Source organism: Paucilactobacillus salsurae, from assembly GCF_054784995.1.
The window spans coordinates 45,177-57,319 of sequence record NZ_BAAHWX010000009.1 but is presented as its reverse complement, the minus strand read 5'-3'; the positions used below and the strand labels follow the sequence as shown (position 1 = coordinate 57,319).

Here is a 12,143-nt window from a genome sequence, read left to right as displayed (position 1 = left end):
TTTTTATTTGTTGCTTTTAGCGAATTGACTTCGCAAATGTTATTTCTCTTAAAATCTACGTTTTAAGAGCCCTGCACATTTGATTCGTCGAAACTTTATTCAGTTTTCAAAGGTCTACTTTGTTCGTCATTGTCCTTGTTGGGCAACAAATAATATAATACTCGGATTAACCTGATGTGTCAATCTTTTTTTTAATTATTTTGAACTATTTTGTTGCTCATTTCTGTAGCAGCAACGATTAATAACTATACAGAAAAGAGGACCCTTCGTCAAGGGAAAAATAAAAAAGAATTGAAAAAAATTCAATTCTTTTTTAAAACCTAGTTTTAATCAACCGTAACTAACCTTCTATGCGCGCTAAGAAGTACTTTTTCTTTCCGCGTCGAACGATGACAAACTTGCCATCAAAATGTTGTTGTGGGTCAATTTCAGCTTCAATATCATCTACTTTTTGACCATTAATCCGAATCGCACCATTTTGAACATCTTCACGAGCTTGTCGTCTTGAAGGTTCAATTTTGGTTTCATCAACAAGCCACAAAATGATATTCATTGGATTACTGCCCGCTGTGACTGATGGCATGTTTTTGAATCCTTGCTCAATTTCAGACACGCTCAATTCACTAACATCCCCTGAAAAGAGTGCTGCACTAATATGTTCTGCTTCAACTACTGCTTCTTTACCATGCACGAATTCAGTCACTTCTTGAGCTAAGCGTTTTTGGGCTTCGCGTTTTTCTGGTTGTGTTTCAACTAATTTAGCAAGATCATCAATTTCTTGTTCATCTAGAAAAGTGAAGTACTTTAAATATTTCACAACATCGCGATCATCCTGGTTTAACCAGAATTGGTAAAATTCGTAAGGGGTTGTTTTTTCTGGATCCAGCCAAACTGCACCACCAGCTGTCTTACCAAATTTGGTTCCATCTGCTTTTAGCATCAACGGGATCGTCAATGCATGAGCAACTGCTTCTGAACCTTCTATTTTATGAATCAAATCAATTCCGGCAGTAATGTTACCCCATTGATCAGCACCACCAATTTGCAATTGAACATCTTCATGTTGATAGAGATGAAGGAAATCGATTGATTGTAAAATTTGATATGTGAATTCAGTAAATGAAATTCCGACTTCCAAACGACTTGAAACCACTTCTTTATTCAACATTGTATTGACATTAAATAACTTACCGTAGTCGCGCAAAAAATCTAACAATGATAGTTTGGATAACCAGTCAAAGTTATCAACGATCGTAAAGTTATCTGTTCCAAATAATTTTTCCATTTGCGCTGTTAAAGACGCTTTATTGTGTTGAACTTGTTCCATTGTTTGTAAAACACGTTCAGAATTTTTACCAGATGGATCCCCAATTGCTCCAGTTCCTCCACCGATGACGATTACTGGATGATGTCCTTGTAGCTGGAATCGTTTTAACATCATGAATGGAATTAAATGACCAATATGCAATGAATCACCCGTTGGATCAACTCCACAGTATAAGCCAATCTTTTTTTCCGTTGTCAATTCCTTTAACTGTTGTTCGTCTGTCGTTTGATTCAACGCACCCCGCCACTTCAGTTCGTCAATAATATTCATAACTTCCTCCTAGATTACGGACCAATAAAAAATCCCCGACTTCAACTTGAAGTCAGGGACGAAATTTCCGCGTTACCACCTTGAATTAAAAACAATTGTTTTTCACTCTCCGTTTATAACGCAACGATCCGATTATTTAAAGCTCCATAATTGTAATTCAAAATTAGTCTTGAATCAGCTTACAGCCCCGCTGATTTTTCTGAATGTCCACACCAATTTCTACTATATTATTTCATCACTTTTATTATGAATTGATTTTAGCCTGCTTGATGTCAAAAGTCAATTTGATTTATCGTTTATTGCGCGACTTCTTCGACTTTCTCAATCTGGCCAACTGCGTGGACGTATTTCTTAGCAATAACCACTCGACCATTAAAATCTTTAATTTGCATCAGCGACTTTCGATCGAGTGGATTAATGGTTCTCATATCTAGTTCGATTAAATATGTGTTGACGTATTCTTTGATCACTTGTCCGCAGAATCCATTTTCGACCATTGGACATGTACCACAAGTTACGTTGAAGCGATGATAATTGTATTCTGTTTCTAACCACATGTTTAGTCACCTCGTTTTTCTGTATGCGCTTTCTATACTTAGCATATTAAAACTAAGGTGTGAATATTCTGTGAATAAATTAGCATTAAATAATGATTCTCATCAATTTTACTATAAACTAATGCTATTCATCAAATTTTTAATTCTCAATTCAATCGTTGTCACTATGCACTTGTTAAGTTGCCATTAATCCTGTTATTAAAAGACTAAGAGATTATTAAACATCATTAATTTCAAATTTAGTTCAGGCCTTTAAGTATACGTCTACCTATCACCTTATAGGCAAAAATAAAATTAATTAAATTTCGGCAAAACACAAAAAATTTGCACTTTGAACAGCAAAAAAAATATAATAAACATAACGTTTGTTCTATATAAAGGAGATTCTTATGTCAAAAGGGCGCTTGGAGGCATTTACCGATGCGGTAATTGCCATTATCATGACCATTTTAGTTTTAGAACTACAGCCATTATCTGATCTTTCATTAAAAGGCTTGTGGGATATTCGTACACAACTTCTATCGTATTTATTTAGCTTTTTTATTTTAGCCGTGACTTGGAACAACCATCACCACATGTTTCAAGTTACTGAAAAAATCACTGGTGGCATTTTATGGGCCAATACGAACTTATTATTTTGGGTCTCATTATTTCCGTTTGTCACAGCTACTGTGGATAAACATTGGGGATCTGAATTTGCGGAACTGCTGTATGTCTCCTTATATATGCTTTACAGCTTTTCTTGGATGATTTTGCGCTACTGCATTGTCAAAAGCAATCCTAAAATTGCTGGTGCATTAGGCAAAAAAGACACCTTTACGTTTGGTTGGTCATGTTTAACCTTTTTAATCACTTTGATGTTTCCACCGTTTGGTTTGATTGGCTGTTTTTTAGTTACCCTGATTTGGGTTATTCCTTATAAGAATGTTGAGAACTATTTCAAAGAACACGAAAGGAAGTAATCATCATGAAAATTGGTATTTTAGGTGCAACCGGTATGACTGGACAACAGTTTTTTAAAGAAGCAACAAGTCGTGGCCATGACGTTACCGCAATTGTCCGTAATCGTCAAAAGGCAGAAGATTTGCTACAAACTCAACAAATCATTGAAAGTGACGTTTTTGATCTGACTTTTGATCAACTAAAAGACTTTGATGTGGTAGTCAACGCACTCAATGTCCCTCGCAACAAAAACTTGGGCTACCTGCATATTGATATGGCCGCTCATTTAATCCGTATTCTGAGAAACACAACACAGCCACGAATCTTATTTGTTGTCGGTGCCGCCAGTCTGCAAGCTCCTGATGGTGAGTTATTTATTGATCGTTTCAAAAAAGATCCTAGTGCTCAATCCTGGATTGATACCCCGCAAATGCAAGTTCATGAACTTCATTTTCTGCAAACCGTCACCAATGTCAATTGGGTAGCAGTATCACCCGCATTAAATTATTCAGATGGCCCAAAGACAAATTATCGTCGTAATGATGATGACAAAGCCATGTTCAATCAAGATGGCGTTTCCACATTATCTAGCGGTAACTTGGCCGCTGCTATCGTTGATGAACTCGAAAAGCCAACAATTCATCAAGCCCGATTTGCAGTTGGCAACGATGATTATAACCAGTATATTAGAAGTTAACAATAAAAAAATCTTACGAGGTGTCTCATGTATCAAAATAAAGTTTACTTAGCGAGTCCGTTTTTCTCCGATCAACAAAAAGAACGCATCGACGTTATCATGGCAGCCCTAAAGAAAAACAAATCAATCGATTCTGACGAGATCTATAACCCTCAGGAACATCAAGAAGAAAGTTTGCCATTTGCTTCGACAGAATGGCAAGATTCTGTGTTTGCCACAGATATGCGGCAGGTCAAGCGCGCCGATGTCGTTGTTGGTATTTTAGATTATAAGTATGAAGAACAAAACTTAGAACCAGATGCTGGGACGATTTTTGAAATTGGTGCTGCCTGGGCTTGGCACATCCCCATAGTCATGGTTCAATTTAAACCAGAAAATGAACTCAATTTAATGCTGGCTCGTTCACACACAGCCATGTTTACTGGCAATAAAATTGCTGCTGGTCTAGCAGATTACAATTTCAATACGCTGCCAACCATTTGGACAGACATGAAAGTTTTCTAATTCAATTAATAAAAAACGCTTGAAATCATAATGATTTCAAGCGTTTTTTTGATTATTTAGTTGTTTCAGTTGTTTGATTTTTTAATTCAGGTAGCTCCTTAAACGTATCCTTAAAAGTACTATCTAAATCAACATGATCTTTATTCAGTTCATAAAACAGCGGACTGAAGACAAAGATAACCGGTAAATATGCCCAGAGACCAAGTACCAAAATGATCGGTGCTAAATACATCACAACTGGAGTCCAAGTATAAATACCCCAGTAGGTGACACCACCTAAAATTCCAGCCCAAACAAGTATTGGTAAGGCCATAACAATACTTAACCACAAGTACTTCCACTTACGGCCACCCATAAAACGACGACTTGCTGTAATAGCATGCCGCATGGATTGTCCTAAAAAGCTAGGTTGCTTTTCACGATACAAGTATAAAGCCTGACTATATTCAATGCCTTTCCAACATGCCACAACATAGCCTGCCAAGCGAATAATAACCGTCAAGATAGAAAGTACACCTGTTTTAGGTAAAAGGTCACTAACCAGTGAAAACGGTAATTGCCATAGGAAGGTGAACAAACCTGTCCACAAAAATAAGCGCAATAATTGGCTTTTTCTCAATTGCTTGAACTGAGCAAAGATACCTTTAATCGTAATGCTGTTGTTGTCATCCTTAACAATATCTTGAAACTTGAATTGAATGGCTGTTTGGAAAAAGTAGACAAAAATCATCACCACAAAATATAAAATGATGATCAAAATCAGTGCACCGCCCCATAAAATCAGCGATGACATCGTTGTCATACCGTACATCAGCATCATTACTTTTAGACTTAACGTCCGCATAACATAGTAAGCCGCAATACCAAAAATCATAAATGTAGCCACTACGAGCACAAAGAGTCCAAGTAAGACACCTAGTGATTGTGCATAATGTGGTTTCATTTTTTCTTTTAGTTGTTTTAAAAAATCTTTTGTTTTAATTCCTTGTTTCTCATCCATCGAGCCTATCCTCACCTATCCTTATTTAATGAGCCATCTATCGATAGCTCAGAAAAATTAATTAACACGAGTGTATCACAAACCATCCTGTTGTGACAAAACCTGTCTTGTTACACTATAAAATCACGTTTCGTGAAATGCCGTGCCCACACGTAATCACATTTATTTAAGACGCAATAGCATTATTCTAGCGAAAGACTATGACTAAATAATGAAGTTTAAATGAAACTCCGAATAATAATCTAATATTAACCCAAGGTAGGATGAATACGGTTAGCCCAAAATTGAATCACAGCCGTGCTTAAAATCAATGTAGTACCAAGCACTTCTGAAAAGCCAAAAGCGACACCCAAGAAAAGCACTGAAATGACAGCAGCAGATAATGGTTCGAACGCTCCCAAAACACTGGTAACGGTCGGTTCAATATAATTTAAACTCTGTAAATAAAACAAATATGCTAACATGGTGCCGAAGAACACCACAAAAGCGACATACAGATACAAGTGTGGATCGAACTTTGGAAAACTTTGCCAAGTTTGAAAGACAACAATTGAAACAAGACCACCAAATAACATTGCCCAACCAACAATTGGAATCGATCCAAAAGTTTGAAGTAAGTTACGTGGCATCAATGTGTACACGGCGCCGGCAACGGCTGACGCCAAACCCCAGACAACCCCAGAAAAGGGTAATGATAAACTAGTGAATTGCCCATGCGTAACCAAAATTAATGTCCCAAGGATCGCAATCAACACTGTTAAAACGTAAATTCTTCTCGGTAAGTGCCAAGTTGTCACTGCTAGGTAGACAATAATTAGAACCGGCGATAGGAACTGGAGTACTGTTGCTGTTGCAGCACTGCTCACTTTAACTGCCATAAAATATGTATATTGTGACGCAAACATTCCCAAAATGCTGAAACCAACCAGTGGTAGAATCGACGATCTGTTTTTCAATGGCGCAAGTGTAGCTGTTTTATCAGTTAATAATGCATAGCTCACTAAAACGAAGCCCGAAATAAACATGCGCATCGTAATTAACCAGTGGACATCCACGTTATAATTTGAGAATAAATATTGGGCAATACTCCCGGAAACGCCCCATAAAAAAGGACCCAAAATTGCTAACATGATGCCTTTAGTTTTATTATTCAACTACCCCGCCTCCCTTGTAATCACTACAAATCAAATTAACAGTCTCACCTTAATTTTTCAAGCCAATTTTAAAAACAAAAAACTGACACAAACCTAGTTTGCGGCAGTTATCGACAATTCGTTTATTTTTTATTCTTCACTACCTAAAAGTTGTGAACAAAAGGCTGCTAAAATTGCACCAATTTCTGGGGCAACAATATAAACCCATAAATGTGACATCGCGGTACCACCAGCAAAAATAGCTGGTCCGATTGAACGGGCAGGATTTAAAGAACCACCCGTTAAGTTCAAGGCCATGATAATTAAGAATGATAAAGCAATTCCAATCACTAAGCCGGCAAAGTCTGAACTACCATGATCGTCGCTAGTCACATTTAAAATAATCATTAAGAATAAAAATGTCACTAAGGCTTCCACAAGTACGGCTGTGCCTGCACCAATCGTAGTGAAATCAGTTTGACCAAGGGCAGTTGCCTTTAATCCTAGTGCTTTTACGAAGACTTGAACAAAGAAACTGGCACAAATTGCACCAATAATTTGAGCAATAATATAAAAAATAGCATCAACCACTTCAATTCTTCGATTAATCAGCATCGCCGTTGTCACAGCTGGATTAAAATGGCCACCTGAAATACCACCAAAAGCGTAGGCCGAAATCGTAATGGCTAACCCGAAGGCCAGCCCGATTGTCAAAACACCGCCTTTAGCAATCACAACTGATGAAGTTCCCAAAAATACAAGTAGAAACGTTCCCAAAAACTCTGAAACATATTTACGCATGTCAAAGCTCCTCTCTTTTCAATACAAAAAACATTCTACCCCACGAACATTTCTAATACAATGATTTTTTCATTTACTGGATTAACATTAAAATACCAAAAATGATTAATAAACCATATACATACTTAACCAAAGTATCTGGATGAACGACCGTTGTAATCCAGTTTCCAAAGCGAATGACGATGAGTAATAAAGGCAAAATAATTAACAATAATTTGACTACATCCCAGCTCCAAAAACCGGCGGAGAATTGACTAATAACCACCAATATTCCAACACAGACAAAATGAGCTTGTGTCACCGCGCGTAACTTTAAGAGCGGCCATTTTTTGATGGTGCCATAAATCACGACAATCACACCATGACTGTTGAACGCACTTCCCAGCGTTCCTGAGAGTAATCCAGCTAAATAATCAAAATAATTGCTTTTTAAATGGGCTGATCTTTCACGTTGAAATAAGGAATTTAAAAGACTATAAGCTCCATAAAGTAGTAAAAAAAAGCCTAATATTACTCTAATGATTTTAGGATCTACATACTTAATTAATAGCACACCACAAACAACACCGAATAACGAGCCAATCACTAATCTAATGACTGTTGGATAATCGATGTGTTCGCGAATTCTGAAACTGGCTGGTAATGCTACAAGTAGTCCTAAGGCACCAACTAATGCAGTCGAAAGTTGCAAGTTTAATCCAATCAACATTAGTAATGGCATTGTCACTAACGACTCACCAAAACCAAATACTGTCCGAACAAGTGCACCAAATAGGGCAATGATAATTGCTAAAACGATTGTCATTTGGGTACTCCTTTTTATCTCGATATTAATCTCATATTAGTTAACAGTGTATCATTAATATTAATTTATGACATCATAATTTTTTATTAAGACATCATGTTTATTTTTTTCATATTTAAAAAAACACGTGTTTTTGAATCAATAAAAAAAGCCAATTACCATGATAACATGATAATTGGCTTTAATTAATCTTCAAAAATTATATTTCGTGTTACTCGGCTCTTTAATACCAGCCAGATGAAATCCAGTGAGCTTGAGCATTCGACCATGAACCGTAACGACTAGTAACATAGTTGTCAGCGACACGTTCTTGGTTAGCAGCTGAGTAGTCGCCACCTAAGTAGCTTGAACTCAATTGATATTTACCAATGTATTGGCCATTACGTGCTGAGTATGAATTACCTGATTCACGAGCAGCGATCCAAGCTTTAGCTGAGGCATCGTTGCCTGTAGCTGAGCTGGTGTAATTGCTTGAACTTGATGTTGTAGCTTGGCTAGCTGTACTTGATGAGCTAGCAGCTGCAGTATTTGAGCTGTTTGATGAAGTTGCAGCACTGCTGTTAGCAGCTGGTGTTGATTCAACTTCTGCTTGAGTAGCTGGACGAATTTCGCCATCATCTTTGATGATTAATTTTTGACCAACAACGATTAAATTTTTGTCTGCAATATTATTCTTTTGTGCTAATGTGTCTACCAAACTAAGATCGTTGGCATACTTGTAAGAAATTTCTGAAAGTGTATCGCCTGCTTGTACTGTGTAGATTGTGTCCGCACTGGCACTTGTAGCAGCAGCGAATGTACCAAATGCAACTGTACCTAAAATGGCTGCTGAAAACTTAACAACTTTACTCTTGAAATTCATAAAATAAAAAACTCCTTTTTGTTTGTGTCTATTTCTGTTCGACAATCACGTACTATACAGGCTCAATGTTACAAACCAATAACAGCAATATTTCTTTTTTCGCCTGATTCGTATTCTTCGACATAAAAAAGGCGTGGATTGAAACAAATGTTTCTTCCACGCAATCTCTTCAGTATTTATTTTTCAGTAAAATCGTGTTTTTGGAAGCCCTTCAAATATTGCTAGGTCAATCTTATTAGCAATGTATAGAACAGCATTTTGCTTTTTTAAATGTTACAGCCCACAGTAACTTGTAATCTAGTAATTAATGCTAAAATTAGCTTTTTTTCATGCTTTTTTGTCTGATTCGTGACAAATTTAGTCTTCATCGTCGTCTTCTTCGACTAATCCGTCCCACGCATTCTTGCCTAAAAAGGCCTGGAGCGTTTGAATCGTGTGATTGTTTTGCCCTCGTAACTGGATCAAGAATGCTGCCAGCGCTGGTCGTTCTTCTTTATCAGCCAGTTTAATGGCGCGATCAATGAACATATTTTGGGTGGCATAATCATGTGCCGTCACGTCCACTAATTGTTCAGTATCAAAATACTTATTTTTACCTGATTCTTCCAACATACTGTATTTTACGAATTCCTCTGTACTCGAAGGTGGGAGCTCGTTTTCATCAAGCAACAGCTTGCCTAATTGATCAAATTGTTGACGTGTTTCTTCTATTAAAGATGCATATAACGATTTTAATTGTAAACTAGCTGGTCCTTTCACATACCACATTGCCTGGTGCAACTTAGTATTGTTGATCGTTAAATTGGCTAAAATATGGCCTGTCATGGCACCAGCCGTTGGTGTGTGATGATCGATATCGGTTTGTTTGAGCTCTGCTGCATATAAGTCATCAATATTTTGTGTCATCTGCTTACTCCTTTGTTTATAGATCTTTAACCTTCACGTTTTGAACTTTGTAGCCTAATTTTTCGACAACATCGGCCAAATCGTCAGCACTCGTTTGGTCAGCATTAAATTCAGCTTTAACTTTGCCTGCATTGAAGAGTACTTTGACACTATCAACGCCATTGGTACCAGCCACAGCGTGTTCAATCTTAGTTAAACATGATGGGCAGGTTAATTCTCCGAGTTGTAAGATTGCTTTTTTCATCATTCATTCCTCCATTTGTTCTTTGATTATCTTTATTGTAACGAGTATGCGTCGGAAAAAAATTGACGCAAATCAAGTTTTTCAATTTATTTTGCTAAAACTGATTGATTCACTGGTTGAGTTGTCTTTTTTTGGCCATAACCAATTAAGCGCATAGCATTGAAAATCACAACTAAGATACTTGCTTCATGAACAAACATCCCACTGGCCATGTAGATAAAACCGGCTACTAATCCAAGTAATAGAAAGGCCACAACGCCGACAGCGATTACAATATTTTCCTTTGTGTTGATGACTGTCTTTTTGGCTAACCCAAATGCATGTACTAATGTTTCAAAATTCGATTGCATTAAAACAACGTCTGAAGTTTCAATGGCCACATCAGTCCCGCTACCCATCGCAATCCCAATATCAGCAGTAGCAATCGAAGGACTATCATTGATGCCGTCTCCAACAAAGGCGACTGTCCGACCTGCTGCTTGGAACTGTTTGACAAATTCGACCTTTTGTTCTGGCATTAATTGCGCGTGAACTTCGTCAATACCTACTTGATCAGCCACATATTGAGCTGTCACTTGATTGTCACCCGTTAACATCACTAAGTGCTTAGCGCCCATTTTGCGTAATTGGGCCAATTGGTCAGCAACCCCTGGACGAATAATATCTGAGACACCTAGAATCATTTTGACTGCTTTGCCAACTGCGATAATCACGATTGAACTACCAGTTTGTTGGAGTTCATTTAAATCTTTAGTTTGTTGGTCACTCAATTGAATTTGATTAGCTTCCATTAAAGCTAGGTTACCAGCTAACACCGGTTGTTCATCAATCGTTGCTTGAATTCCTTGACCTTTAACGGTTTGATTATCACTAATTTGCATCGCGTTAAGATCAATTTGGCGATTATTTGCTTCATTAACGATGGCGCGACCGAGTGGATGATCTGATAAAGTTTCAATTTTAGCAGCGAGGCTCAGAGCGGCATTTTCTTCACTGTCATAAGTCTTAATGGCAGAAACTGAAGTATTGCCTAAGGTTAATGTTCCAGTCTTATCAAAGACAAAAGTATCAATTTTAGAGAAGCGATCCATTGCTTCGCCACCCTTAACTAGGATACCCCGTTTAGCCCCATTGCCGATCCCGGCCACGTTTGAAACCGGCGCACCAATCACTAAAGCTCCTGGGCAACCGAGAACGAGAACGGTAATCGCTAACTTAAAGTCACGTGAAACTAAGAAGACGAGTGCGGCAATAATCAAAACAGCTGGTGTGTAATAAGTCGCGAACCGATCGATAAATTTTTCAGCATGTGACTTTGTATCTTGAGCATCTTCGACTAATTCAATAATTTTGGCAAATGTCGTGTCATCGCCCACTTTGGTGGCAGCGATTTTTAAATAACCATCACTCAACAACGTCCCTGAAAAGACTTCATCATCTTGTGTTTTAGCCACTTGTTTGGACTCACCAGTCACGACTGACTCATCTGTGTAACCATGACCTTCCACAACTTTGCCATCAACCGGAATTGAAGCACCGGTTTTCACTAGAACAATATCACCTTTTTCAACATCATCTACATCAACTTCTTCACTGTTCCCATCTGCATCGAGAACTAGTGCAGTGGTTGGTGCCATTTGCGTCAAAGATTTGATTGATTGACGCGTCTTTGATAATGTCCGTTCTTCCAAATAACTACCGAATAAGAATAAGAAAGTGACAATCGCTGATTCATTGTATTCACCAATAATGAACGCACCCAGAACCGCGATACTAACTAACAGTTCAATACTAATGGTTTTAACCCGTAATGCTTGGTAGGCGTGAATGAAAATCGGAATTGCAGCAATGATTGAAGCAATTGCTAGTGCCACATTGTAAATCACAACGTTTTGTAATCCGAACTTAGCAAGATAGCCGACCACAATTAAAATGGCAGTGACTAGTGTAATTTGATTGGTATGTTTTTGAATCCACATTTGAAATTTCATCTTTACAACTTCCTTTTCGATTTGATGACTATATCATAAGGTCAAATCGAATAAATAAAATTGACGCAAGTCAAGTTTTGTTAAAATATCAAAAAAAGATCTGA

Annotated in this window: 13 protein-coding genes and 1 other annotated feature; of the genes, 3 read left to right on the top strand and 10 right to left on the bottom strand. The window is 37.6% G+C overall.

Going from position 1 to position 12,143, the window contains the following annotated elements; all coding sequences use genetic code 11:
* Positions 1-340 precede the first annotated feature (340 nt).
* Positions 341-1,597 (bottom strand): tyrosine--tRNA ligase, encoded by a 1,257-nt coding sequence (tyrS, locus tag ACYVQZ_RS07850; protein WP_461240853.1) that lies wholly within the window; start codon positions 1,595-1,597, stop codon positions 341-343.
* A 51-nt stretch (positions 1,598-1,648) separates the two neighbouring features.
* Positions 1,649-1,842 (bottom strand) — a binding site (T-box leader).
* A gap of 51 nt (positions 1,843-1,893) precedes the next feature.
* A complete protein-coding gene (locus ACYVQZ_RS07845) occupies positions 1,894-2,154 on the bottom strand; it encodes a hypothetical protein (protein ID WP_461240852.1) in 261 nt (86 codons plus the stop codon).
* Between the two features lie 389 nt (positions 2,155-2,543).
* On the opposite strand from ACYVQZ_RS07845, the gene ACYVQZ_RS07840 reads away from it, so the two are divergent.
* The 3 genes from ACYVQZ_RS07840 to ACYVQZ_RS07830 are packed head-to-tail and all read left to right on the top strand — an operon-like array spanning position 2,544 to position 4,297.
* Complete coding sequence (locus ACYVQZ_RS07840) at positions 2,544-3,116, top strand: TMEM175 family protein (protein WP_461240851.1); 573 nt, start codon at positions 2,544-2,546, stop codon at positions 3,114-3,116.
* Positions 3,117-3,121: 5 nt separating this feature from the next.
* Positions 3,122-3,793, top strand: coding sequence for an NAD(P)-dependent oxidoreductase (locus tag ACYVQZ_RS07835; protein ID WP_461240850.1), 672 nt, complete (start codon positions 3,122-3,124; stop codon positions 3,791-3,793).
* 27 nt (positions 3,794-3,820) lie between these two features.
* Positions 3,821-4,297, top strand: coding sequence for a nucleoside 2-deoxyribosyltransferase (locus ACYVQZ_RS07830; protein WP_461240849.1), 477 nt, complete (start codon positions 3,821-3,823; stop codon positions 4,295-4,297).
* 52 nt (positions 4,298-4,349) lie between these two features.
* Here the strand turns inward: ACYVQZ_RS07830 and ACYVQZ_RS07825 are convergent, their stop codons facing one another.
* From ACYVQZ_RS07825 to ACYVQZ_RS07790, 8 genes are all read right to left on the bottom strand, one after another.
* A complete protein-coding gene (locus tag ACYVQZ_RS07825) occupies positions 4,350-5,297 on the bottom strand; it encodes a hypothetical protein (RefSeq protein WP_461240848.1) in 948 nt (315 codons plus the stop codon).
* A gap of 248 nt (positions 5,298-5,545) precedes the next feature.
* Positions 5,546-6,451, bottom strand: coding sequence for a DMT family transporter (locus ACYVQZ_RS07820; protein ID WP_461240847.1), 906 nt, complete (start codon positions 6,449-6,451; stop codon positions 5,546-5,548).
* A gap of 129 nt (positions 6,452-6,580) precedes the next feature.
* Complete coding sequence (locus tag ACYVQZ_RS07815; protein WP_461240846.1) at positions 6,581-7,231, bottom strand: MIP/aquaporin family protein; 651 nt, start codon at positions 7,229-7,231, stop codon at positions 6,581-6,583.
* A 73-nt stretch (positions 7,232-7,304) separates the two neighbouring features.
* On the bottom strand, positions 7,305-8,036 hold the full coding sequence (locus tag ACYVQZ_RS07810) for a sulfite exporter TauE/SafE family protein (protein WP_461240845.1): 732 nt from the start codon (positions 8,034-8,036) through the stop codon (positions 7,305-7,307).
* Between the two features lie 223 nt (positions 8,037-8,259).
* Positions 8,260-8,898, bottom strand: a complete 639-nt coding sequence (apf, locus tag ACYVQZ_RS07805) for an aggregation-promoting factor (RefSeq protein ID WP_461240844.1) — start codon at positions 8,896-8,898, stop codon at positions 8,260-8,262.
* Between the two features lie 357 nt (positions 8,899-9,255).
* A complete protein-coding gene (locus tag ACYVQZ_RS07800) occupies positions 9,256-9,804 on the bottom strand; it encodes a ferritin-like domain-containing protein (protein WP_461240843.1) in 549 nt (182 codons plus the stop codon).
* A gap of 16 nt (positions 9,805-9,820) precedes the next feature.
* Complete coding sequence (locus ACYVQZ_RS07795) at positions 9,821-10,051, bottom strand: heavy-metal-associated domain-containing protein (RefSeq protein WP_461240842.1); 231 nt, start codon at positions 10,049-10,051, stop codon at positions 9,821-9,823.
* An 83-nt stretch (positions 10,052-10,134) separates the two neighbouring features.
* Positions 10,135-12,039: a heavy metal translocating P-type ATPase gene (locus ACYVQZ_RS07790; protein WP_461240841.1), complete on the bottom strand. Its 1,905-nt coding sequence runs from the start codon at positions 12,037-12,039 to the stop codon at positions 10,135-10,137.
* Positions 12,040-12,143: the final 104 nt, after the last annotated feature.